Raw genomic sequence first — 23,673 nt, 5'->3', positions numbered from 1 at the left:
ATTTTTTTTCCCCCCCCCCCCCCCCCCCCCCGGAGTCGTCCTGAGCAAAAAATACGACTCGCCAAAGAGGGGAGAGTTCTACATCGGTTAGGCCGTGATCACTCGCACCCAATACAAATGGCAACTGCCCGCCGCGATCGAGTCACGGTTGGGCGACACAAGTTATGGCCGTCAGCGAATCATTTTCGAAGATGGCCACTTGCTAATAATCGTGCACGAGCCCCCCAAGGCGGACGACATCACCCGCCAGGCAAAGGTCTTTTGGCGCAAGCCTAGTGGCGAAATCCAGTGCAATGGTCAGGATAACGGCGACCGCCAGTTACGCGCCTTTCTCGATAACTATGAGTCCAAGCTGAAAGCCATGGAGGCACTCTACGAAGAAGCCAAGCGGGCCGACGATTACTTCAAGCTCGTTGAGGAATTACTACCAGTCCAACGCGCTGTCGCCAATACAGCATCCGCCTTGCAGGCCGCTCGTGAACAGGTGAAGCAGGATCGTTTTTTGATCGAACTACGTGACCGTTCCTACGAGCTTAGCCGGAATTTCGAGTTGTTACTCGGCGATACCAAAATGGCGATGGACTACCACATTGCGCGGAAGGCCGAAGAGCAGGTTGCTCAAGCAAACAAGGCCGTCGAAGCCCAGCATCGATTGAACATCCTGGCCGCAGTTTTCTTCCCGCTGACCGCCATCGCGACGATCTTTGGGATGAATTTGCAGCACGGATTCGAGTCCACATCACCCTTTGTTTTCTGGGGCGTGTTCTTTGTGGGCATCGTCACTGGCCTCGCCCTGAAGGGCTGGGTGGTCAAGGTGCCGAAGTCCCCCGGGCCTTAGCCCGCATTGAGCAGGCTAATGTGCTTGCCCAAATGCTTCTCTAGAAGCTCGGCATGCAGGTCTGTATTGGCTTCGAGCACATTGAGGATGCCTTCCTTAAATGGCTTCCCATCGGCGGCAACGCCCTTGGTTAGCACGGACCCAAAGGTGACATGGAGCAACTGGCGACCAAAGTCTTCGTCAAGGAATAGCTTTTCATCGGCCTCGATTACACCGAGACCAGCGACCCAGTCATCGGTCACTGAAATGTGGTAGCTGGCTTTGTCCTCAGGGAAGCGACCAGCGCTGTAAGCAATGATTTCCTTGAAGAGTGCAGGGCTCTGGCGGCATAACACACGCAACGCTTCCAAGTAGCTGGTGCCTGCGGTTTTCACGTGGAGCAGGTCACCGCAGATGCGGCCAATGCTTGGGTAGATCGAGAATTTATCCGAGCCGCTGTGGATCGAGATTTTATAAGGCCCCATCGCCTTGGCGATGGCCACATGGTCTTCTAGGGCGGATTCAAATGCCTTGATGTCGCCCTTGTAGTCGATGCCCTTTTCAAACTGACCAATAAATCGTGGAGCCAAGCTGACCACGGTCACGCCGCGACGGCGCAGCTCAAGCGCGAAGAACAGGTGCTCCAGATGCGAAGTCGGCGCGTCGGTCTCATCGACGGACACTTCGATTTCGTAAAGTTTATTGAGGTTATGCTTGGCGATGAAGCCCGCCATGGTTTCGCAATGCGCCACAGCATGACCGTATTTTACGGCTGCGCGATAGAGTGATTCCTTGTCAAATTTCAGTTTGCGGGTGCCGATGTCCCACTCGCCGTCGAGATAGGCGTTCTCCCAAGATGCGTCATCAAAAACACGGTTGTCGAGGAGTTGGCTAACGCCAGTTTTCAACGCGTCCTCGGCCATGTCATCGGCTTCGTTTACGACATGTTCGCTTGGGTCGATGGTGAAAAAACAGAACCCCGCCTCGGCGGTCCATTGGACATCGGCTTCGCACTTCAGGTGGTCTGCATCCGCGCCCCAAGGCTGGGCGAAGTCAGCGGCGGCAATCGCGGTTTGCGCAGCCTTCATCACTTGTTCCGGGGTGCGGTTGGTGCGAGTCATTTCGCGGATTGACTGTTGCGCGATAATTCCAGCGAAATCACTGCCTTTTAGGGCTGCCAAATGGCCGGGGCCAGCGAGGCCTAGGCGGTCGCCGAAGCCAAATGATTTCTTTAATCCGAGAGTGACGGGGGTTTCGTTATTCATGTAATTATCGTGTTAAACGCTTAGAGTTTTTTACAGTTGACGTATGACCCTACACGTGTTGGATTTGGCCACGTTGTCAAGTGGTATTTACCACGCGATTCTCATTTCTTGCAATTTTAATTGATCAATCAACCTGTTGTCTTGCCCCCAAAAGTTCCCAGTTCAGTCGGTACAACCGCAGCCCTTGCTCGTCATTTAGGGCTTTCCAGGTGGACGGTTTCGCGTGTCCTTAATGGTCACCCTGGTGTATTGCCTGAGACCGTTGAGCGGGTACGCTCAGCAATGGCCGAAGTTGGCTTCCAGCCCAATACGCTAGCTCGCGGATTGCGTGGCGGGCGAACCGGTATTGTGGGCGTTTGCTTTCAGGAGCTGGAGTCGCCGATTCTTGCGCGAAAGGTGTCCCTTTTGCAGCATGCTTTGCGTGAGTTTGGTTACCACGCGTTGATTGAGCTGACCAACGGCGATCGTGAACTGGAGCGTGCCGCGCTGCGAAATTTTTTATCCATGCAGGCCGAAGGGGCTGTGCTGCTTGGCTCGATGTTGACGCAAGAGGACACTGCTCTGACTGCTTGGCAGGGCAAGCCGATCATTTGGGTAGATCCGGAGAAGCAAGTTAGTGGCGAACAGCTGTCAATTGACCGTCCGCATTCGATGCGGCTGGTGCTTGATCATCTATATGGTTTGGGGCATCGGCGATTTGCAGTGCTGGGGATCGACCCGGGTAATCCATACGGCGCATTCCGTTGGCCAGCCTTCGAGAAGCATTGCCGGCGATTGAAGATCGATATCAAGAAGGATGCGATGCAGCTTTTTAACCCTAGTCAAGCAGTGCATAACTATGACTATGGACGCGAGCTCGTTGAGCGTATGCTCAGCTCGAAAAAGCCTTTGCCTACAGGAATCATTGCGCTTAATGACAGGGTTGCGATTGGGGCGATTAACCGACTGCTGGAGGCGGGGTTGGAGACTCCCCGCGATGTCTCTGTTGTTGGCTATGATAACCTTGATATATGTGATCATATGAAGCCGACACTAACCACCATTGATCAATGCGCGGAGCGTTTGATGTGCCAGACTGCAGCTCGTTTAGTCGAGTTGCTGGCTGATGGAAATTTATCTAACGCCAAGTCTTCTCGCAAATTAATTAAGCCAAAACTGATTGTTCGAAATTCCACGGCGGAACCTCATTCGTAATCGCATTTTCCTCGGATTTTTTTCTTTTTCCTTGACTCAACCCTACACGTGTAAGTTAAAATTTTTCTTAACTGCCTCCGATCATGATTCGTATCCTCCTCTCTACAACGTCTTACCAAGACATCCCTGGTCCACACCATGACCTGCTCGCTAGTAGCGGCGCAGAGGTTGTCCTCGAACGCGGCCCGCTCAGCGAAGCGCGCATGTTGGAACTTGCGGGTGATTTTGACGCCTTCCTTTGTGGAGATGATGTCATCACTCGTGCTGTTCTGGATAAGGCGACTCCGCGGCTCAAAATCATTTCTAAGTATGGCATCGGTGTGGATAAAATCGATGTCGAAGCCTGCACCGAAATGGGCATTCCGCTGAGCTTCTGCCCTGGTGTTAATCACACGACGGTGGCAGAGCATACCTTCGCCCTAATGCTCGCGCTGTTCCGTCATCTTGTGGAAGAGGCAAACTATTGTGCCGAAGGTGTTTGGAAGCGTATGACTGGCCACGAAATTATGGGCAAGACGATTGGGATCGTTGGCCTCGGCCGAATTGGGCGTGAAGTTGCTCTTCGCGCTAAAGCCTTTGGCCTCAAGGTGATTGCCTACGATGTTTACTGGCCAGTCGAGTTTGCGGAAGCAAACGACATCGAACGCGCCAGTGGTTTGACACAGCTTTTCCGTCAGGCGGACATTCTGAGCCTACACTCAAACTTAACTGAGGAAACACGCGACATGATTGATGCGCGTTCGATACCAAACCTGAAGGACGGTGTGGTCATCATCAACTGTGCTCGCGGTGAGTTAGTGAACTCAGTTGATATGGCGGCGGGACTCGCCAGCGGGAAAATTGCTGGCTATGGTGCAGACGTGCTAGACGAAGAGCCGCCAGCGGCTGATCACGTTTTATTGAAGGCACCAAACTGTATTGTCACGCCGCACATCGGCAGTCGCACTTACGAGTCGGTCGTTCGTCAGGCCATGATGGCCACAGAAAATCTAATCAATATGCTGAAGGGCGAAAAACCATTGGCTCAAGTCAATGAGGCCCCCATCCCTGCAGCCATGATCTGATTCATCCATCTGTTCAAGAAGCCTGTTTTTTTAACTATCCCAATTCGATTTATTTTAGCATGAGCGAAACATTCTACATCGTCCCCGAAGAAAAGCACAATGCACTCGTTGCCGCCGCGTATTTAAATCGTGGCTTTGATGATGCTGAGGCCGCCGCCGCCGCGAAATTTTCGTCCTACGCCAGCACGCATGGTATTCGTACGCACAATGCGCTGAAGGCGTTGCACCTTGATCATCTTTTTGGTTCAGGTGCCGGTGGCTGTAAGCCGAGTGCAACGATCGAAAAAAAGGCTGGACGATTCGCCGCTTCACAGGTTTGGAATGCCAATCGTAAACTTGGTCAGGCAACGGCATATGATGCAATTGAAACGGCCATCCAGCTCGCTGATGAATATGGGATCGGGCAGGTTTCGGTGGATAATGCATTTCATTACCTTTGGGGTGGCGGTTACGTAATGGATGCGGCTCGCCGTGGTTATATCGCTTATACCAACTGCACCGCCGCACTTGCTGAAGTCGTACCGTTTAAGGGTAAAACACCCACACTCGGCACGAATCCGCATTCATGGGGATTCCCAACAACGGACGCAGTCGGTTTCCCAGTCGTCATTGATTGGGCAACGAGCGTTATTGCGATGGGGCGTGTGCAGCAGTTTGCCCGAGAAGGCCAACCATTGCCCGTAGGTGCTGCTGTGGATGCTAATGGCCAGCCAACCACCGACCCCAAGGCGGTTGCTGCGCTGACTACTTTTGGCGCTCACAAGGGATATGGATTGTCCCTCATCAATGAAATTATGGCAGGGTTTATTGGCGGGAGTTTACCGACTTTACGTTCGCGTTGGAGCCAGCAGCCCGAAGAAAAACATACGCCAGCATTTTATTTCCAAGTGATTCATCCGGATGCGATTGCGGGCGATTTCGCCTTGGGTCGGACTTCAGCAGAGAACATCAAGGCTGTGCTGGGAGATATCCTCGGTGCCGGAAACGAAGATTGCATTTTGCCTGGTCAAATCGAAGCCCAAGCGGCCGCGCGCACAACGAAAAATGGTGGCTTGCTGTTCTCATCGGCAGAAATTGAAGGATTTAACGAACTTGCAGACGAATGTGGAGTCTCACGCTGGAGTATTGCCGACTTTAAAACGGCAGTGTAGACCCTCAGTATGAAGCGTATTATTTCAGTCATTGTTTTTTCAGCCGCTCTGCTTTTTGCGGGGTGTTCCACCATGTATTATGGAGCTCTTGAGCAGGTGGGTATCCACAAGCGCGAGTTGCTTGTAGACCGTGTAGAAGCGGCTCAAGAAAGCCAAGAAGAGGCAAAGGAACAGTTCGAAGACGCGCTGGAGGCCTTCCGTGCGACGGTAAAGGTTGACGGCGGTGAGCTGGAGAAGCGTTACGATCAACTCAAAGGCCAATACGAGGACTGCGAGTCTCGCGCCGAGGCTGTTCGTGACCGAATTGCCGCCGTTGAAGATGTTGCTGAATCGCTGTTCCGTGAGTGGGAAGCGGAACTCAATGAATATTCCCGCGAAGACTTGCGTCGTGCAAGCCAGACTCAATTGCGCGAAACACGCCGTGAATACAATCGCCTGATTGCAGCAATGCAACGCGCCGAACAGAAAATGGAACCCGTGTTGACTGCATTTGGCGACCAAGTGCTTTTCCTGAAACACAATTTAAATGCCCGAGCCATCGCATCACTTAAGAATGAAGTGACGACGGTCGAGCGCGATGTCGCTGCCTTAATCGACGAAATGAACACCGCGATTGAAGAGGCCGAGACTTTCATCGCTCAAATGAAGAACTAAAACGAAATAATACACCCATGGCTATTGACCTACGACCTGCCTCCGAATGCCTCTACGACGAAATTTCACTCGGTGAAATCATGCTCCGCCTCGATCCCGGCGAAGGGCGTGTGCATACCACTCGCCAGTTCACTGCGTGGGAAGGGGGCGGCGAATATAATGTGGCTCGCGGTTTGCGCCGCTGCTTCGGCCTTAAGACGGCCGTAGTTTCCGCATTTGCAGATAACCCGATTGGCCGTCTAGTTGAGGACTTTATTATGCAGGGGGGGGTAGACACTCAGTTCCTGCAGTGGAAAGAGTATGACGGTATTGGCCGCACTGTTCGTAATGGGTTGAACTTCACCGAGCGCGGTTTCGGTATTCGTGGTGCAGTGGGTGCGCCTGACCGTGGTAATACGGCTGCTAGCCAGATGAAACCTGGTGATGTTGATTGGGATTACATCTTTGGGAAATGTGGCGCTCGCTGGTTTCATACTGGTGGCATCTTTGCTGCACTCAGTGACACTACACCTGATGCAGTTATCGAAGCGGTTCAGGCTGCGAAGAAATACGGCACCATTGTTTCCTACGACCTCAACTACCGTCCTTCCCTCTGGAAGGGCATTGGCGGTCATGCACGTTGTCAGGAAGTGAATCGTGAAATTGCGAAGTATGTTGATGTCATGATCGGCAACGAAGAAGATTTCACCGCTTGCCTAGGCTTTGAAGTCGAGGGCGTAGACGAGAACATTTCCAGTATCGAAATCGATGCTTTCAAGAACATGATTAAGTCCGCGATCAAGGAATTTCCAAATTTCAAGGCGACTGCCACAACGCTTCGCGCCGTAAAAACTGCGACCATCAATGACTGGGGCGCGGTTGCTTGGCACGATGGCGAGTTCTTCGAGTCACAGTCTTATCCTGAACTGGAAATTATGGACCGCGTTGGCGGTGGAGACAGTTTCGCCAGCGGTTTGATCTATGGTTTCCTCACGACCAACGATGCTCAGCAGGCAGTTGATTACGGCGCTGCTCATGGTGCGCTTGCGATGACCACTCCTGGTGATACTTCCATGGCCAGCAAACAGGAAGTGGAGAAAATCATGTCTGGCGGCGGTGCCCGCGTTGTGCGCTAAAGACAAACTCTGAGGTTTGTAGTCGATCAGTTTCTATGCCGTAGGGTGGAGAATCGATGTGCAAACCAACTTTTGATTCACATATTTATGAATAACGAATATCTTTCCGATCTCTTTTCTTTACAGGGAAAAGTCGCTGTTGTCATTGGTGGCACGGGTGAACTCTGTGGTGCGATGGCTGAGGGTCTTGCTGGTGCCGGTGCCACCGTCGTCCTCGTTGGTCGAAGCGAAGAAAAAGCCCAAGCTCGTTTACAGAAATTGCACCGCTTTCATGGAAAAAGCTACTTTGAATCCTGTGATGTGGGCTCTAAGGAAGCACTGGAGGATCTGCTTGACCGTGTCCTGAAGAAAAGTGGCCAGATTGATATTCTGGTCAACGGGGCGGGTGTGAATAGCCCAACGCCGTTCCTTGAGATTGAAGAGGCGGAGTTCGACAAGATTATGAATGTTAACTTCAAGGCCGTATTCCTGACTTGTCAGGTGTTTGGTCGCTACTTTGTCGAACGGGGGCAGGGCGGCAGCATGATCAATGTTGGTTCGATGTCTGGAGTTAAGCCACTTTCGCGCGTCTTCACCTACTCAGCTTCAAAGGCAGCAGTCCACAACTTGTCACAGAATCTAGCACGAGAATGGGCCACGCAGAATATTCGTGTTAACACACTGGTCCCCGGATTTTTCCCAGCAGAGCAGAATCGTAAGGTGCTGACTGAGGAGCGCGTTGGCCAGATTATGGGGCATACGCCGATGAAGCGTTTCGGCGAAGCACGTGAGCTCGTTGGTGCCACTCTACTACTCGCGTCTGATGCAGGCTCGTTCATCACTGGCCATGAATTGCTCGTCGATGGTGGTTACGCTTCAATGACCATTTAACCCCCCCCTTCATGCCTAAATTTATCCACGAAGATTTTCTCCTGCAAAGCGAAACGGCGAAGCGGCTTTATCACGAAGTTGCCAAGGACGAGCCGATTATCGACTATCATTGCCACCTGCCGCCGGAAGATGTCGCGAATGATCGCCGCTTCCGTAACTTAGCGGATATCTGGTTGGGTGGCGATCACTATAAGTGGCGTGCGCTGCGGACTAATGGCATCGATGAATCACTGATCACTGGCGATGCTGGTGACTACGACAAGTTTCTTGCATGGTGTAAGACCGTGCCCGACACTTTGCGCAACCCGCTCTACCACTGGAGCCACTTGGAAATGGTGCGCTACTTCGGTATCGAGGAGCTAATTAATGAAAAGACCGCGCCCGCTATTTGGGAGCGCGCTAATGCATTGCTGGCACAAGACGATTACTCGGCCAATGGCATCTTGAAGAAGTTTCAGGTGAAGGTGGTCTGCACGACTGACGACCCGACAGACGAGCTTTTGCATCATCAAGCTGCGGCGAAGGACCCCAACGTGACCACGGCGATGTATCCGACTTTCCGTCCGGACAAAGCGCTAAAGATCGACGATACCGAAGCTTTCAATGCTTGGTGCGATAAGCTGACTGCTGTCTCAGGCATCGATACTGGTAGCTTTCAAGGGCTCAAGGATGCGCTGAAGCAGCGCCATGATTTTTTCCATTCGCTCGGTGGACGCCTTTCGGACCACGGTTTAGAAAAGTGCTTCGATGATTTTGTCGATGACGCGCGTGCAGCATCTATTTTTGATCATGCTCGTGGCGGCAGCCAGGTGGCACCTGAACAGGCGTCTGAGTTTGCCAGTAATCTCATGGTTTATTTCGGTCAGCTTGATGCTGAGAAGGGCTGGACCAAGCAGCTTCACGTCGGCGCAATGCGCAACAACAACACACGCCTTTTCAAAAAGCTCGGGCCAGATACTGGTTTTGATTCAATTGGCGACTATTCGCAGGGGCGTGCGCTAAGTAATTATTTGAACCGACTAGACCTCGATGACACCTTGCCCAAGGTCGTCATCTATAATCTTAATCCATCGGACAACTATTTAATGGCAACAATGGCGGGCAATTTCCAGGACGGGTCGATTGCTGGCAAGATTCAGTTTGGCAGTGGCTGGTGGTTCTTGGATCAGAAAGAGGCGATGGAATGGCAAATGAATGCGCTATCCAACCTCGGGCTATTGAGCCGTTTTGTCGGCATGCTCACGGATTCACGCAGTTTCCTCAGTTATCCACGGCATGAATATTTCCGCCGTATACTCTGTAATCTGATCGGCAACGATGTCGAAAAGGGACTAATTCCCGACGAGTGGGAACTCTACTCACCGATGGTTCGTAAGATTTGCTATGGCAATGCCGCGAATTTTTTCGGATTTCAAATTCCAGCATAATCTCAACTCCTAAGTATCATGAACGAAGTAAGAATCGGCATTATCGGCATTGGAAACATGGGTTCCAATCATGCGAAAAAACTTATCGCTGGTGACGTGCCACGCGCCAAGCTCACCGCCCTGTGTGACACGGACCCGAAGCGCTTGGAAAGTTTTCCCGATCAAAAGCATTTCTCCGATGGTGAGGAAATGATCAATAGCGGAGAGATCGACGCGGTTATTATTGCCACGCCGCATTACTCGCACACGACGCTTGGAATTGCGGCACTGAAGGCTGGCCTACATACGCTCGTTGAGAAGCCAATTTCCGTGCACAAAGCAGATTGCGAGCGCCTCATTGCTGCCCATACAGACAAGAGCAAGGTTTTCGCGGCAATGTTCAATCAGCGTACCGACCCGCGTTACGTCAAACTGCGTGAACTCATTACCAGTGGCCAATTAGGGCGCATCAATCGCGTCAATTGGATCATCACTGATTGGTTCCGTACGGCGACTTACTACTCTTCCGGTGGCTGGCGCGCTACTTGGGAAGGGGAGGGTGGCGGCGTGCTGCTGAATCAGTGTCCTCACCAGCTTGACCTAATGCAGTGGCTTTTCGGCATGCCAACACATGTGCGTTCATACTGTGAAATTGGGCGTTATCATGACATTGAAGTCGATGATGATGTAACGACTTATCTCAAATATCCATCAGGCGCAACCGGGGTCTTTATCACGACAACTGGTGAGGCTCCTGGCACGAACCGATTGGAAGTGGCCGCTGAACAGGGCAAAGTCGTTATTGAGGGTGAAGGCATCAAGTGGACGCGTAATGAGAAACAAGCGACGGAGTTCTCCAACGAGACCGATAAGCCTTTCGCTAAGCCGGAAACTTGGGATATTTCGATTCCAACGAAAGGCTTCGGTGAACAGCATGTTGGGATCATGAAGAACTTTGTTGCTGCGATCCTTGACGGCGCGGAACTTGTCGCACCAGCCTCGGAAGGCATCCACTCTGTAGAGCTTGCTAACGCGATGCTTTATTCTAGCTTTACGGATACTACACTTGAGCTGCCGATCGATGCCGAGGCTTATGAGGCGCATCTTAAAAAGCTCATCGCCAACTCAACTCACGTTAAAAAGACTGACGAAAAGGCCGGTGCAGTAGATATGTCTGGTTCCTTTAGTCGATAACTCGCAAATAGCTTTAGCATGACACAGCAAAAGAAAGACGGCATGAACTATGCCCCGACAGCGGCTAAGCCAAAGCCAGTTGTTGAAAAGGGTGAATTCATTATTGCAGCGGCTCATTTGGACCACGGTCATATAATGGGCCAGGTCAACGGTCTCACTGAGGCTGGTGGCGTTTTGAAATACATTTACGAGCCGGATGCGGCCAACGCTTCAAAGGTTGATGGTTTGAAGGAAAAGCATCCCCAAGCAGAAATTGTTGATTCGCTTGATCGCATTCTGGAGGACGATGACGTACATTTAGTAGCCTCGGCTGCAATTCCAAATCTACGCGGCCCACTTGGTTGCCGTGTAATGGAAGCGGGCAAAGATTATTTCACAGACAAGTGCCCCTTCACTTCTCTGGAGCAGCTCGATCAAGCACGTGAAACCGCTGCTCGGACTGGCCAAAAATACATGGTCTATTACTCCGAGCGTGTTCACGTCGAGTCGGCTTGGTATGTTGACGAGCTTATCCAGAACGGTGCCATTGGCGACATCGTCCACATGGAGATTTTTGGGCCGCACAGTCTGAATAAGGCTAGTCGCCCAGATTGGTTTTTCGATAAGAATCAATACGGTGGAATTTTGACGGACATTGCTTCGCATCAGTTTGACCAGTTCCTTCATTACACACGTCAACTAAGTGGCGAAGTGCTGCACGCACGCGTCGATAATCTGGCTAATTCGGATAAGCCCGAGTTGGAAGACATTGGCGAGGCAGTGCTTAAGCTGGATAACGGCGTTTCCTGTTTTTCTCGGGTTAACTGGTTCTCTCCTCCTGGCGCACGTGGTTGGGGCGACGGACGGACCTTCATTACGGGGACGAAAGGCACGATTGAAATTCGCAAGTATTTCGATGCAGGGCGCTCCAACGAGGGTAATGTGATCATCTTGGCGGATCAGCAAAGCGAACAGCTCTTAAAGGTGTCAGGTGAGGTTGGTTTCCCATTCTTTGGCCAACTGATTCTCGATTGCTTGAATCGTACGGAAAAGGCAATGTCGCAGGTGCACGCCTTTGCGGCGGCAGAGTTGTCACTCCGGGCGCAAGCTATCGCTGAGGGTAATCGCTAAGTGCCTCTTCGGACGCTCGTGCGAAATTGCGTGGGCGTCTTTGCTTCGTGGAGGTGAAAGGCCACGCAGAATCGTTCAGCGTTGGAGAATCCGCATCGCTCAGCAATCCATGGCATGCTCAAGTCCGTCTCCGCTAATAGGCGACGGGCTTCGCACATCCGGACACGCATAATTTCAGCACGTGGTGAGCGTTGGAGCCGCTCCTGAAAACGTCTTTCCAGCGTGCGCCGATTCACGCCGAGCATGTCCGTCAGTTCCTTGACGCCAAGTCCTTGGCTCGCTTCTTCGCGGATAATCTGTATCGCTTTGGCTAGTAGCGGATCGTCGATTGCGAGTAGACTTGTGGATTGGCGGTCAACGACTTCTCCGGGTGGCGTTAAAATTGGCTCGGTGGGGGGGGGGGCTCCGCTAATCACACGCTCTAGCCAGAAAACGGATTGCTGCGCTAATGCTTCCCAGGGTGCCGCGATACTGGAGAGGGGGGGGGAGCTTAAACTACAAATGATCTCATCGTTGTTGACGGCCAGCACGCTGAGGGATTCTGGCACGCTGATGCCCTCGCTTCGTGCAATCTCACAAACGGCTCGGCCCATGGGATCATGCGCAGCAAAGAGAGCTGTTGGTTTTGGCAGGCCATTTAGCCAAACGGTGAATGACGCTTCTTGGTGTAGCCAGTGCTCGGCATAGTGCTTGGCCTCATGCTGTTGTTGACGATAAATTTTGCAGCTAAAGCCGAGTGTTTCCAGTCGTTCGATGAATCCACGGCCTCGTTGTTCAGCGTAAGGGGTGCGATTTAAATAGCAGGCAAAGCTTTGGTGGCCTGCTTGGTGGAGGTGATTGGCCGCTCTTACTCCAATGGCGTAGTCGTCTACATCGAGGCTAACAACGCCAGGGTAGCAAACATCGGAGTCGACAATAACGGTGGGTAGATCCAGTTCCACCAATGCCTTGGTGACGCGTGGCAGCGATTCAGTGATGATACCCTGTGGGGCCCATTTTCGCAGGATCTGCTTTAGCTCCGAGATGGGTCGCAGGACATCGACGGTCCAGAAATCGCGCCCGGCGACGACCAATGGCGCAAGTCCGGGGGCTAATCGTCGGACAAAAACGTCGGACATCACTAGAGCGATTCGTTGGCTCGGCATTGTCTTAAATATAACCTTGCGATGTCGTAAAACAACAAAACTTTACCGCATTTTACGGTGTGATTTGATTCGATATTATGCTAAAATAAATTCCAGATATAACTTCAACCCAACAAGCTAAATGTCTGATTACTTCAACGTCCCCGCGATTCAATACGAAGGCCTTAAGAGCAAGAACCCGCTTGCCTTCAAGCACTACAATGCCGACGAACTCGTGGGCGGCAGGTCGATGCGTGACCACTTGCGCTTCGGGTGTGCCTATTGGCACACAATGCGTGGGGCGGGGGCGGATCCATTTGGTGTCGGCACGATGCAAATGCCGTGGGATGATGGCAGCGCGTCGATCGATAATGCGAAAAAGCGGGCACATGTGTTTTTTGAATTTCTGACCAAATGCCAGCTCGATTACTATTGTTTTCATGACTACGATATCGCTCCAGAGGGCAAGACTATCGCGGAGTCCCGTGCAAATCTGGATGCAATCGCAGATGAGTTCTCCTCGTTGCAATCGGGGACAGGGAAGAAGCTTTTGTGGGGCACAGCTTGCCTATTCGTGAACCCACGCTATATGCATGGCGCGGCGACCTCGCCATCGCTTGGAGTGTATGCATATGCTGCCGCTCAGGTAAAAAAAGCCATGGAGGTTACTCACATGCTCGGTGGCGAGGGCTACACTTTCTGGGGTGGGCGCGAAGGTTATTCGTCCTTGCTGAACACTGACATGAAGCGTGAACTGGACCACCTCGCTGCGTTTCTGCACATGGCCGTCGACTACAAAAAAGAAATCGGCTTCACAGGCCAGTTCTACATTGAGCCGAAGCCGCAGGAGCCCACCACGCATCAATATGATTCAGACGCTGCGGCATGCTTGAATTTCCTTCGCGAATACAATTTGCTCGACCATTTCAAGCTCAACATAGAAACCAATCATGCGACGTTGGCGGGCCACACGATGGAGCACGAGCTAACGGTCGCGGCCAATGCGAACGCCCTTGGATCGATCGACGCCAACGACGGTACGGCCAATGTTGGATGGGACACGGACCAGTTTCCAACGAATATTTACCTGACCACGCAGACCGCGCTGGTTCTATTGAATATGGGTGGTTTCACGACAGGGGGTTTGAATTTTGACGCCAAGCGCCGCCGTGAATCCTGTGAGCCGGTTGACCTCTTTCACGCCCATATTGGTGGCATGGATGCCTTCGCGCGTGGCCTCAAGATCGCTCATGCGATTCGGGAAGATGGCCGGTTCAGTGACTTCATTAAGGCACGTTATTCTTCGTGGGATGGCGAGCTGGGGCAGAAGGTTCAAGCGGGTCAGGCAAGCTTTGCCGAACTTGAGGCCTTTGCCTTGGAAAACGGCGATCCAGCGCAATCCTCTGGCCGCCAAGAATACCTTGAAAACCTAATCAACGAGTTCATCTAGCCAACGTCCCGTTGGATCGGGAGTTTTGCGCACTGCGCAAAAATTAGTAGCTTGTTCAATGTGGGGAAGCAGATTGCTGTGTGGGGTTGGCTTGCTGAATAGGAATCTAGAGAGCGGTTATTGCTCGGCTAAGAGTAGTTTTTTCGGAGTTGCGCCTTGCTGACGAAGGGCGCGGAGGCTCAGGCTGTCGTTGCGTTTGGCGAGACGCTGGCCGGACTCGTCCCGCACAAGCGGGCAGTGATAAAATGCAGGAGGTTTGGTGCCTAGAGCGCGATAGATGAGTAACTGGCGTGCTGTTGAGCGGAGTAGGTCAGCGCCGCGTACGACCTCGGTGACGCCCATCGCAATGTCGTCCACGACGACGGCCAGCTCATAGGCAGGAATGCCGTCTCTCCGCCAGACAAGGAAGTCACCAAAGTCTTCCCCCGCCGTAAACGTTTGCAATCCACAGTGCCCATCAACGAAGGACAATGACTCGCCATCCGGAACGCGGAATCGCCAGTTTATAACGCCGGGCTCGGTCGCGTCATTCGCTTCGTTGGTGGCAGGGCGCCATGCTGGCGGGAAGACTGCTTCGCCGTCTTGTTCGTCGTCGTCAGTTGGTGCCTGTTGTGCCAAGCCGTTCTCAGTTGCTTCGCGCAGCTCTCGGCGGGAGCGGTCCGTAGGGTAGATCCAGCCAGCATTTTTGAGTTTTTCCCATGCGGTGAGATAGTGCGCGGTGCGCTCGCTTTGACGGTAGGGAGTATGTGGACCGTCAACATCTGGCCCATAATCCCAATCAAGCCCTAGCCAACGTAGGTCTTCAACTGCGGCATCGGCGTATTCTGCTTTGCAGCGCAGTTTATCCAAGTCTTCTTCGCGGAAGATCAATGTCCCATTGGCTTCCCGCGCGCGTTTCCATGCGGTGTGAAAAGTCTGCCCATGCCCGAGGTGCAAATATCCAGTGGGGGTGGGAGCGAGACGACCGACGTATGGTGGGGGCTTAATGTTCAAAGGTTAAAGGTTAAAGTGGATAAGCGACTGCAACAATCACTTTTCAGTGAAGCGTCTACAATTCCTCTTTACCTTTTCTCTCTAGGCGTCCTCAACTCATCTGCCACTGTCGTTCGATTCGCAATTGCAGGCTTTCTTGGCCTTTTCTTTGGCCTGACGCTTGAGGAACTCTTCCTTGCTCATCCGGCCGTCGCCACAGCCACCTTCACCCGCTGAGCGGACTGTGGGTTTTGCGATGTCCTCGGTGCCTTTATAGGCGTAGGGATCTTCGCCGGCAACCATGACGATGTCGCGCTTATCGTAATGGCCAATCGCTACTTGGGTTTCCGAGCGAGCCCAAGGCAGTAAGCTTTCAGCGCTCATGTAGTGGTTAACCAATGCGCGTCGGAAGCCAGAAGTTTTACGATTGGGCAGGCTTTTGTGCAGTAAATATCCGTTAAAGAAAACTATGGCACCCGCGGGGACTTCGACCGGAACCGCGTCTTCGTCTGAGTAGGGGAAATTATAAGCCTCTGCCGCACAGTCGTATTCGGACTTGTTGTGAGGATACATTGGCCAGAGCACGCCCGAACGATGAGAACCGGGAATGACCCAAAGGCAACCATTGTCTACGGTGGCGTTGTCCAATGAGATCCACGCGCCTGCCAAGGAACGGTCACGGGTGGGGATGAAATATTCGTCTTGGTGCCAGGCTTGGCCAGGCTTGCCTGAGGCTTTGATGAAAAGCATGGACTGCATACATTTGACGTTGGGCCCGATGATCGCGGTTAGCGCTTGCACGGCGGTCGGGTGGGTGAGGGCGCGCTTCATGATTGCGGAAGCCTTGTGTGGGAAATGAATGCACAGGAACTGCGCGATGATTTCGTCGTCGCTCATGTTGGTGAAGTCGGGCGCGTCGGATGGCTGATCCTGGTGCATGTGATTGCCCTGAGGGCTGAGCGTTCCGTAGTCGCCCCGGCAAATCGCCACGGCGTCACGGCGGAGTTCATCCACTTCATCCACGCTGAAGGCGTCGGTTAGCACGATGAAGCCGTTTTCGCGGTAAAAGGCAGTCGATTCGTCGCCGAGCTCGTTTACGGTGAAATATCCGGAGTGAGTAGAGCTGGTAATCATGGCTATCAGCATACCATGTTTTAGACTGGAAATCCATGGCTGCAGTAATCATATATTTGTCTAATATGAGCATTCTTGTGGATATTGAGCCAAATATAGTAGGTGACGTTGTCTATGGTGAGCGCGGCGAGTTTGGGCCACGCAAGCAGCCTCATTTGCAGTTGGTGTACTTTTACAACGGCCAAGTGCGAATTATAGGTGACGATGCCGAACGCGGATTCCACGGAGGAGAGGCGCTATTTTTGATCCCGGGAGTGACTTACCGGATTCACTTTGACCCGAATGAGCAGGTTTGCCACGGCTGGGTCGACTTGCTGAGCGTTCATCACCCCCCCCCTTGGTCAATGCAGGCTGGCGGCGTTATGCGCGCATTTCCATTCACTGATCGCATGCGAACACTGGCGAGTCTCGCAATTGAATGCCCCCGCGAATCTCCTAGCAATGATGGTAATTTGCGCCGAGCACTTGGCCGTGCGATCGTTGAAGAGGCCCTGCTTTCAGCTGGATTACTTGAATCGGAGGATGGGCATCTGCCGCCGGCCGTTTTACGTGCGCAATGCACGATGACGCAGTTGTTCGCCAAGAAATTAACTTTGGACCTGATTGCGAGGCAGTCGGGCGTTAGCAAGCCGCATCTGATTCGGCTCTTTCGTGAGCATCTCGGCGTGACGCCCACACGGCGTCTATGGCAAATTCGCGTGGAGGCTGGTTCACGTCTCTTGCGGGAGACTGGCCTACAAGTACAGGAGATTGCCGATCGCTGCGGTTTTCCGTCGCCCTATCATTTCTCGCGGCTGATCAAGCAAGCTCATGGCGTGCCGCCCAGCCAATACCGCAAGAGGTTTTGGGCGATTGAACTTAACGAACAAAAAAATAAAGAAGGATAGGCAGCCGGGCGTAATTGTCCTAAGATGCCATTCAATCACTTTAACCCTAAACTTTAACCTTTAACCTCTATTCTGCCTCTGGCTGAATGACCTGCACATGGCGAAGATTTATTGTTCGATCGTTATTCCGGTTTACAACGAAGAGGCCAACCTCGCGGCTCTGTTCGATCGCCTGACTGCGACGATGGATAAGGATGGCCGCCCTTGGGAGGTTATTTTCACGAATGATGGCTCGCGTGATCGATCCGGAGAACTATTGCGCGAATTTTATGAGCAACGTCCGCGCACAGTTCGTGTGATCGACTTTAATGGCAACTTCGGCCAGCATATGGCAATCATGGCCGCGTTTGAGCGCGTACGTGGTGAGGTGATTGTTACCTTGGACGCAGACTTGCAGAATCCGCCCGAGGAGATTCCGAAGTTGCTAGCGCTTTACGACCAGGGTTTTGATGCAGTGGGCGGCAAACGCAAAAACCGACAAGATAGTGTTGGGCGTCGTTATGCCTCCAAGCTGATTAATTTCATGCGTGAATGGACGACCGATATCCGCATGAGTGATCAGGGGTGCATGCTGCGTGCTTACAGCCGCCGTGTTGTCGATGCGATATCGCGTAGCGGCGAACGGGCGACTTTTATCCCTGCGTTGGCCTATAAGTTTGCCGCCAAGCCAGGCGAAGTGGAGGTAGTTCATGCGGAGCGGGCAGCAGGTGAGTCCAAATATAATTATTATAAGCTAATTCGATTAAACTTCGATTTGGTTACAGGCTTTACGCTGGTGCCGCTTCAGTTGTTCACGCTGTTTTCGATGCTGTGTGCGGGCGGTTCCTTGGCGTTGGTTATCGTGCTGGCTTTGCGGCGCTTGATCATTGGCCCGGAAGAGGGCGGTTTGTTCACGCTGTTTGGTATTCTGTTTTTCCTGGTGAGTGTCTGTATGGTCGGTATCGGGCTGATCGGGGAATATGTTGGCCGAGCTTACCAATGCGTGCAGCAGCGCCCGCGTTATGTACTAAAGGAATTACTGGAGGATTTATCAGATGAATGATTACGACGTCATCATTGTTGGCGGCGGCCCCTGTGGCTTGTTATCTTCGTTGTTATTGGCACGCTATGGGGTGACGAGTCTCGTCATCGAGCGCCACCCCGATATATCGATTCACCCAAAGGCGATGGGGATCATGCGGCGCACAGGCGAAATTTATCGTCAGCTAGGTCTTTATGACCGCATGCGTGCGGCAGATGTCTCCGCGCACGGAGATTATGATTTGACCGTTTGGTCCAAGGGCTTGAGTGGTCAAATTTTAGGCCGCACGCCAATCGTTGAAGGTGCAGAGGTCTATACCCCTTGTGTACGATTTCATTGCCCTCAGCCGCATACTGAGGCGGTAATTGCCCGCTTGGTTAATGAGCACCAATGCGCCACGCTTTGGCACTATCGAGAAGTTACTTCGACTGAAGAAACTGCTGACGGCGTTACGGTGACTTGTGTCGATCGGGCAACGGATGTGGAGTACACCGTGACGGGCCGATATTTGATCGCGTCCGATGGAGCGCGTAGCCCGATTCGCGAGCGTTTGGGGATTGCTGTCGATGGTCCCGGCGACATGGGGCATTTCATCAATACCTATTTTCGTGCAAACTACGGTGCACGATTAGCGCAGCGGAAGGCGCTGCTTTACAATGCATTGGGGGAGGACTTTATGGAGTTTTTCGTCACCGTGAATGGTCAGGACCTCTGGCTGATGCATCATTTCTTGGAGGATGGCGAAAGCGTTGGAGAATACTCCGAATCGCGCATGGTGGAATTGATCAAACGCGCTTCCGGGATGCCGGATACGCCAGTGGAAGTTATCTCGATGCAGCCTTGGGTGATGAGTCCGAAGATTGCCTTGGCTTGGCGGAAGGGGCGACATTTTCTGGTCGGAGATTCGGCTGCTCGCCTTTCGCCAAGTGGTGGTCTTGGTATGAACACAGGGTTGCAGGCCGTACATAATTTAGCATGGAAATTGGCTGCTGTCGTTAAGGGAGATGCGCCGGAGGCATTGCTTGACTCATATGAAGCTGAGCGGGTTGATGCCGCGAAATTTTCTTCGGAAAATAGCAACCGTAACTTCATGGAAATATACAGCATTGTGGAATGTGCTCTACGCGGAGATTGGGACCGTGCGAAGGAACAAATCGGGCAAAGTCGTCGAGCCGGAGGAATGCTTGGGCAAGATTTGGGAGTCGCATATACGAGCGGGGCATTCGTTGATGATGGAACACCTGCTCCATCTCTCGCGGATCCACTCAATGACTACACGCCAAGTGGTCGTCCAGGGGGTCGGGCACCGCATCTCTGGTTGACTGAAGGCAAGTCTACGCTCGATTTATTTGGCCAGGGATTCGTGCTTTTGACTGGCCCAGATGGCGCGGGCTGGCAAGCGGCATTAGACGATTCCAATTGGCCGCTCAAAGGTATGTTATCAACTGAACTACATGTCGTTGATCATCCGGATTTCATGACTCAATATGGTGTTCAGAGTGATGGAGCGGTGTTGGTGCGTCCCGATGGTTACGTGGCGGCGCGTGTCCAAACGCTTGAGAGAAATGGAGTTCGTGAGTTGCTACAATCTGTCGCCAAGATAGCATGAAGTAAGCGGCATGCCTGAAATGATGGCCTCTTTAATTCCTTAGAAATTGGGCTAAGCGGTTTTCGAATATGGTCAATGAGTGCAACTTTCAAGAAGTTTCGAGGTTTACGCCATTGTGAAAATACTTGCTGTAGAAGACGAACGAAAGATCGCGGAGTTCATTCGTAAAGGACTGGAAGCTGAAGGCCATGTCGTGGACACCGCCAAAACCGGTAAACAAGGTCTTCTGTGGGCGCGTGAACAGAGCTACGATGCTGTGGTGCTAGACATCATGTTGCCCGAGCAAGATGGCTTGGACGTGCTGCGTTGTTTACGTCGAGAAGGGCTGAATATGCCGGTGGTTCTTGTTACTGCCCGTGGTCAGTTGGATGATCGTGTGGAAGGTCTACGTTTGGGCGCGGATGATTATTTGGTGAAGCCTTTTTATATGGAAGAACTCGCTGCGCGCCTTTTGGCAGTGAGCCGCCGGACTACGGGGGAGCACCTGAATTTGCGCCAATATGGGGATCTGACACTCAACCTCGCCACCCGTGAAGTCCGTTGGAGCGAGAACCTGATCGAGTTGACCGCACGCGAGTTTAATATGCTCGAATTTTTCATGCGATCTCCGGGACGTGTTTATACACGCCCGCAAATCCTAGAGCACGTCTGGCAGTACCATTTTGACCCCGGCACAAACTTGGTTGATGTCTACATCAAGCGGTTGCGACGTAAACTGATGGACGAAGGTGCCCCCCCCTGTATTGAAACAGTTCGGGGCGTGGGATATCGTTTGGCGGCTTGAGATGCGTTGGTTGCAGTCATTTCGTGCTCGGGTGGCTTTGTTCAGTGCGTTGCTCATCTTGCTAATTGTGGCAGGGTTGGCGCTGACCTTGCGCTTTATGATGCGAGAGCTGCTGACCGATAGTCTCGACCAGCAACTTGCTGCAAGGGCCGAGGGCTACATGCCGATCCGCGACTTCCTGAGCGCTGACCCTTATCAAATAAGTGAGGCGCGACTTCCGCAGATGCCGCCGTTTGACGTGCCAATTACGTTTTTAGTCTATGGCGAAGATGGCGAGTTGCTGCTACAGCGTCGCTTACCGTTGCATATCAACCCCGCTTTGGTTTGGGAAGAGATTCAGAACGAATCTAAAGCCGATTTTTCAGGTTTCCGCTACTTTGATTTTTCAGCCGATTCACACGTTTGGCGCTGCGCGGCGACACAGCAAAATGGTATTATGTTCGTGTGGGCTCGGCGACAGTACGGCGTGCGAATTGCGATGGCCAAACTCGACCGTGCATTTCTGTTTTTACTCCCGATTGCATTACTGACTGCGGGGGCGGGGGGCTGGGAAATTGGGCGCCGAACATTACGACCCGTTAAGGCGCTGGCCCAGAGAATGCGCGAGATCGATGCGGACGGTCTGGATCGTCGCCTGGATGAGGCTGGCGTGACATCGGAAATTCGCGAATTAATCCGGAATCATAATCGGATGCTAGATCGTCTCGAAAAACAATTTCATCAGGCCTCACGATTTAGCGCTGATGCCGCGCATGAACTCAATACACCGCTCACTGTGATGCAAAGCGAAGTCGAAGCGCATCTGCGTTCCGAGGATGCGTCATCCACAGACCTTCGTTTCTGTGAAAGCATGCTGGAGGAAATTATGCGCCTCAAATCGATGGCTCAGAAGCTTCTCCTATTGGCTCAATACGATACTGGGCAGATGCCTATTACGCGTAAGAAGGTCGATTTATCTGCGCTCATTGAGGACCTGTGGGAAGACATCCCGTTGATCAATCCCGAGTTGGAATTCGAGGCTCATATCGCTCCTGGTGTGATTGTTCTGGGCGACTTCGATCTCTTGCGTCTGCTTGCACAGAATCTCTTGGTGAATGCAATTCGATACAACTGCCGTGACGGCTGGATGCGCGTCACCCTGAGCTTCAGTGGTGAGCAAATGGAGCTAACAATTGCCAATACCGCGTCCCCAATACCTGCGGATCAGGCAGCGCGTTTGTTTGATCGTTTTTACCGTGCCGATGCCGCCCGGGCGAACTCAGGTGGCAGCGGATTAGGCCTTAGCTTGGCGCGTGAAATCGCTGAGGCGCATCAGGCAGATTTGGCACTTTGTCGAAATGATGGCGACGTAGTGGCCTTTCGCTTGAGAATGGCCTGTCAGCAGATACTTTCTACGGACAGCTTGGGGCGTAAGCAGTAATAACGGGGGGAAGGGAAACTCGAAGCGAATAGTTGCCAGATTCCCGAAGACGCGGCAAAGTGCCGTTAACTTTATGGCAAGCTCCGAACAGCCTTCACTATTCCAGACACCGTCGCCAACAGCGGCTTCGGGCGAGGCGTCGGCCAAAGGCGCGCATCGACCATTGGCAGTGCGGATGCGTCCGCGAAACTTAACGGAAGTAATTGGCCAAGAGCACCTGTTGGGGGGGGATAGCCTGTTGCCGCGCTTGATTCGGGCAGACTCATTCGGGAGCTTGCTTTTTTATGGCCCACCGGGTTGTGGGAAGACGACCATGGCCGAGGTGATCGCCGAGGAGACAGGCAGTCACTGCGTACGGCTTAACGCAGTGCTATCCAATGTGGCGGAGCTGCGCGATGTACTGCGGTTGGCACGCTATCAGCCCGACAAACGCACGATATTGTTCATCGATGAGATCCATCGTTTCAATAAATCACAGCAAGATCTGCTGCTTCCCGATGTGGAGGCTGGGCATGTTCGGCTGATTGGTGCGACGACGCATAATCCGGGCTTTTATGTGATCCCACCGCTGCTCTCGCGCAGCCATTTGTTTCGATTGGAGCCTTTGCCGGAGGAAGGAGTGGTTATCGTGTTGCGCCGGGCGTTGGAGGACGTTGAACGGGGCTTGGGCAAAACCCATTGCACGGCGACGGATGAGATTTTGCAGGGACTCGCACGACTTTGCGATGGTGACACGCGTCGGGCGCTGAATGCGCTAGAGACGCTGGTGCTCAGCCGTCCGATGGGTAGCGAGGTAACGACAGAGGACCTCAGTGTTTTTGCCCGTGAACGGCAGATTCGCTATGATAACAATGAGGATGAGCACTACGATACGATTTCAGCTTTCATCAAAAGCATGCGGGGGGGGGACCCCGATGCGGCGCTTTACTGGCTGGCCAAAATGTTGGCGGGGGGGGAGGACCCGCGCTTCATTGCGCGGCGTTTGGTCATTTTGGCCAGTGAAGATGTTGGTTTAGCGGATTCGCGTGCGCTGCCCTTAGCGGTAGCAGCGTTTCAGGCCTGCGATTTCATTGGTCTACCCGAGTGTGAGCTGACGCTGGCCCACGTAACGGTTTTTCTTGCGACTGCGCCCAAGAGCAATTCTACGACCGTGGCGCTCGGGAATGCCAAGAGATCCATTAAAGAAGGCCCATTGCAGGCGGTGCCAATGTGGCTACGTGACGCCCATACCAAGCTGAACAAGCAACTTGGGCAGGGCGCAGGCTATCGCTATAGCCATGAGTTTCCAGAAGCAGTTTCGGGCCAGGAATATATGGTCGAGCCATTGCCGCTCTACCAGCCCAAGACTGCGGGTGCGGAGGCAGCGATCGGCGAGCGTTTGGCGCGTTGGCGCGCGATGAAGGCTGAGATCAGGTTAAAATCGGAAGATTAA

21 protein-coding genes are annotated in these 23,673 nt (G+C 52.8%); 17 read left to right on the top strand and 4 right to left on the bottom strand.

Annotation, left to right across the window (positions count from 1 at the left end; genetic code table 11):
- Positions 1–94 precede the first annotated feature (94 nt).
- Positions 95–838 (top strand): magnesium transporter CorA family protein, encoded by a 744-nt coding sequence (locus IE065_RS00745; RefSeq protein ID WP_189510821.1) that lies wholly within the window; start codon positions 95–97, stop codon positions 836–838.
- Here IE065_RS00745 and IE065_RS00740 read toward each other — a convergent pair.
- Complete coding sequence (locus IE065_RS00740; RefSeq protein ID WP_189510818.1) at positions 835–2,082, bottom strand: tagaturonate epimerase family protein; 1,248 nt, start codon at positions 2,080–2,082, stop codon at positions 835–837. The genes IE065_RS00745 and IE065_RS00740 overlap by 4 nt on opposite strands.
- A 120-nt stretch (positions 2,083–2,202) precedes the next feature.
- On the opposite strand from IE065_RS00740, the gene IE065_RS00735 reads away from it, so the two are divergent.
- The 9 genes from IE065_RS00735 (at position 2,203) to IE065_RS00695 (ending at position 11,840) form a co-directional block, all read left to right on the top strand.
- Positions 2,203–3,276, top strand: a complete 1,074-nt coding sequence (locus IE065_RS00735) for a LacI family DNA-binding transcriptional regulator (protein WP_308437492.1) — start codon at positions 2,203–2,205, stop codon at positions 3,274–3,276.
- An 83-nt stretch (positions 3,277–3,359) separates the two neighbouring features.
- On the top strand, positions 3,360–4,340 hold the full coding sequence (locus IE065_RS00730) for a phosphoglycerate dehydrogenase (RefSeq protein WP_189510810.1): 981 nt from the start codon (positions 3,360–3,362) through the stop codon (positions 4,338–4,340).
- 59 nt (positions 4,341–4,399) lie between these two features.
- Entirely contained in the window at positions 4,400–5,491 is a 1,092-nt protein-coding gene (locus tag IE065_RS00725) for an Ldh family oxidoreductase (RefSeq protein ID WP_189510807.1), read from the top strand.
- 9 nt (positions 5,492–5,500) lie between these two features.
- Positions 5,501–6,145: a DUF2959 domain-containing protein gene (locus IE065_RS00720; protein ID WP_189510803.1), complete on the top strand. Its 645-nt coding sequence runs from the start codon at positions 5,501–5,503 to the stop codon at positions 6,143–6,145.
- Positions 6,146–6,162: 17 nt separating this feature from the next.
- Complete coding sequence (locus tag IE065_RS00715; RefSeq protein ID WP_189510801.1) at positions 6,163–7,260, top strand: sugar kinase; 1,098 nt, start codon at positions 6,163–6,165, stop codon at positions 7,258–7,260.
- 87 nt (positions 7,261–7,347) lie between these two features.
- Positions 7,348–8,130 carry an SDR family NAD(P)-dependent oxidoreductase gene (locus tag IE065_RS00710; protein ID WP_189510798.1) on the top strand — a complete coding sequence of 261 codons (783 nt, stop codon included), beginning with the start codon at positions 7,348–7,350 and terminating at the stop codon, positions 8,128–8,130.
- 11 nt (positions 8,131–8,141) lie between these two features.
- Complete coding sequence (uxaC, locus tag IE065_RS00705; protein WP_189510795.1) at positions 8,142–9,557, top strand: glucuronate isomerase; 1,416 nt, start codon at positions 8,142–8,144, stop codon at positions 9,555–9,557.
- A gap of 18 nt (positions 9,558–9,575) precedes the next feature.
- Positions 9,576–10,730, top strand: a complete 1,155-nt coding sequence (locus tag IE065_RS00700) for a Gfo/Idh/MocA family protein (RefSeq protein ID WP_189510792.1) — start codon at positions 9,576–9,578, stop codon at positions 10,728–10,730.
- Between the two features lie 18 nt (positions 10,731–10,748).
- Positions 10,749–11,840: a Gfo/Idh/MocA family protein gene (locus IE065_RS00695; protein WP_189510789.1), complete on the top strand. Its 1,092-nt coding sequence runs from the start codon at positions 10,749–10,751 to the stop codon at positions 11,838–11,840.
- Here the strand turns inward: IE065_RS00695 and IE065_RS00690 are convergent.
- Positions 11,837–12,958 carry a substrate-binding domain-containing protein gene (locus IE065_RS00690; RefSeq protein ID WP_189510786.1) on the bottom strand — a complete coding sequence of 374 codons (1,122 nt, stop codon included), beginning with the start codon at positions 12,956–12,958 and terminating at the stop codon, positions 11,837–11,839. The genes IE065_RS00695 and IE065_RS00690 overlap by 4 nt on opposite strands.
- Before the next feature lie 148 nt (positions 12,959–13,106).
- Here IE065_RS00690 and xylA point away from each other — a divergent pair, with 148 nt between their 5' ends.
- Positions 13,107–14,414 (top strand): xylose isomerase, encoded by a 1,308-nt coding sequence (gene xylA, locus IE065_RS00685; RefSeq protein ID WP_189510783.1) that lies wholly within the window; start codon positions 13,107–13,109, stop codon positions 14,412–14,414.
- Between the two features lie 117 nt (positions 14,415–14,531).
- On the opposite strand, the gene IE065_RS00680 is transcribed toward xylA, so the two are convergent.
- Together IE065_RS00680 and IE065_RS00675 are read right to left on the bottom strand one after the other, a co-directional pair.
- The gene (locus IE065_RS00680) at positions 14,532–15,407 is read right to left on the bottom strand and encodes a glutamate--tRNA ligase family protein (RefSeq protein WP_229792028.1); all 876 of its coding nucleotides are present in this window, start codon (positions 15,405–15,407) and stop codon (positions 14,532–14,534) included.
- Positions 15,408–15,503: 96 nt separating this feature from the next.
- The gene (locus tag IE065_RS00675; protein WP_200163149.1) at positions 15,504–16,520 is read right to left on the bottom strand and encodes a phytanoyl-CoA dioxygenase family protein; all 1,017 of its coding nucleotides are present in this window, start codon (positions 16,518–16,520) and stop codon (positions 15,504–15,506) included.
- Between the two features lie 65 nt (positions 16,521–16,585).
- On the opposite strand from IE065_RS00675, the gene IE065_RS00670 reads away from it, so the two are divergent.
- The 6 genes from IE065_RS00670 to IE065_RS00645 all read left to right on the top strand — a co-directional run bounded on the left by IE065_RS00670 (position 16,586) and on the right by IE065_RS00645 (position 23,673).
- Complete coding sequence (locus IE065_RS00670) at positions 16,586–17,407, top strand: AraC family transcriptional regulator (RefSeq protein WP_194499991.1); 822 nt, start codon at positions 16,586–16,588, stop codon at positions 17,405–17,407.
- Between the two features lie 97 nt (positions 17,408–17,504).
- The gene (locus IE065_RS00665) at positions 17,505–18,449 is read left to right on the top strand and encodes a glycosyltransferase (protein WP_189510775.1); all 945 of its coding nucleotides are present in this window, start codon (positions 17,505–17,507) and stop codon (positions 18,447–18,449) included.
- A complete protein-coding gene (locus IE065_RS00660; protein WP_189510771.1) occupies positions 18,442–20,037 on the top strand; it encodes an FAD-dependent monooxygenase in 1,596 nt (531 codons plus the stop codon). Before IE065_RS00665 ends, IE065_RS00660 begins: the two co-directional genes overlap by 8 nt.
- A gap of 115 nt (positions 20,038–20,152) precedes the next feature.
- Entirely contained in the window at positions 20,153–20,821 is a 669-nt protein-coding gene (locus IE065_RS00655; protein ID WP_189510769.1) for a response regulator transcription factor, read from the top strand.
- Positions 20,781–22,241: an ATP-binding protein gene (locus tag IE065_RS00650; RefSeq protein WP_189510765.1), complete on the top strand. Its 1,461-nt coding sequence runs from the start codon at positions 20,781–20,783 to the stop codon at positions 22,239–22,241. The genes IE065_RS00655 and IE065_RS00650 overlap by 41 nt, the downstream gene beginning before the upstream one ends.
- Positions 22,242–22,314: 73 nt before the next feature.
- Positions 22,315–23,673 carry a replication-associated recombination protein A gene (locus IE065_RS00645; RefSeq protein ID WP_189510761.1) on the top strand — a complete coding sequence of 453 codons (1,359 nt, stop codon included), beginning with the start codon at positions 22,315–22,317 and terminating at the stop codon, positions 23,671–23,673.

Source organism: Cerasicoccus arenae (genome assembly GCF_014651635.1).
In the GTDB taxonomy this organism is placed as follows: Bacteria; Verrucomicrobiota; Verrucomicrobiia; order Opitutales; family Cerasicoccaceae; genus Cerasicoccus; species Cerasicoccus arenae.
The sequence above is the reverse complement of the archived record's forward strand: the minus strand, read 5'-3'. Positions and strand labels throughout refer to the sequence as shown.

Coding starts and splice junctions, on each gene's coding strand:
- IE065_RS00710 (WP_189510798.1), top strand. CDS start 7,348: ATGAATAACGAATATCTTTCCGATCTCTTTTCTTTACAGGGAAAAGTC.
- IE065_RS00725 (WP_189510807.1), top strand. CDS start 4,400: ATGAGCGAAACATTCTACATCGTCCCCGAAGAAAAGCACAATGCACTC.
- uxaC (WP_189510795.1), top strand. CDS start 8,142: ATGCCTAAATTTATCCACGAAGATTTTCTCCTGCAAAGCGAAACGGCG.
- IE065_RS00665 (WP_189510775.1), top strand. CDS start 17,505: ATGGCGAAGATTTATTGTTCGATCGTTATTCCGGTTTACAACGAAGAG.
- IE065_RS00720 (WP_189510803.1), top strand. CDS start 5,501: ATGAAGCGTATTATTTCAGTCATTGTTTTTTCAGCCGCTCTGCTTTTT.
- IE065_RS00730 (WP_189510810.1), top strand. CDS start 3,360: ATGATTCGTATCCTCCTCTCTACAACGTCTTACCAAGACATCCCTGGT.
- IE065_RS00675 (WP_200163149.1), bottom strand. CDS start 16,520: ATGATTACCAGCTCTACTCACTCCGGATATTTCACCGTAAACGAGCTC.
- IE065_RS00660 (WP_189510771.1), top strand. CDS start 18,442: ATGAATGATTACGACGTCATCATTGTTGGCGGCGGCCCCTGTGGCTTG.
- IE065_RS00645 (WP_189510761.1), top strand. CDS start 22,315: ATGGCAAGCTCCGAACAGCCTTCACTATTCCAGACACCGTCGCCAACA.
- IE065_RS00715 (WP_189510801.1), top strand. CDS start 6,163: ATGGCTATTGACCTACGACCTGCCTCCGAATGCCTCTACGACGAAATT.
- IE065_RS00740 (WP_189510818.1), bottom strand. CDS start 2,082: ATGAATAACGAAACCCCCGTCACTCTCGGATTAAAGAAATCATTTGGC.
- IE065_RS00700 (WP_189510792.1), top strand. CDS start 9,576: ATGAACGAAGTAAGAATCGGCATTATCGGCATTGGAAACATGGGTTCC.
- IE065_RS00695 (WP_189510789.1), top strand. CDS start 10,749: ATGACACAGCAAAAGAAAGACGGCATGAACTATGCCCCGACAGCGGCT.
- xylA (WP_189510783.1), top strand. CDS start 13,107: ATGTCTGATTACTTCAACGTCCCCGCGATTCAATACGAAGGCCTTAAG.
- IE065_RS00690 (WP_189510786.1), bottom strand. CDS start 12,958: ATGTCCGACGTTTTTGTCCGACGATTAGCCCCCGGACTTGCGCCATTG.
- IE065_RS00670 (WP_194499991.1), top strand. CDS start 16,586: ATGAGCATTCTTGTGGATATTGAGCCAAATATAGTAGGTGACGTTGTC.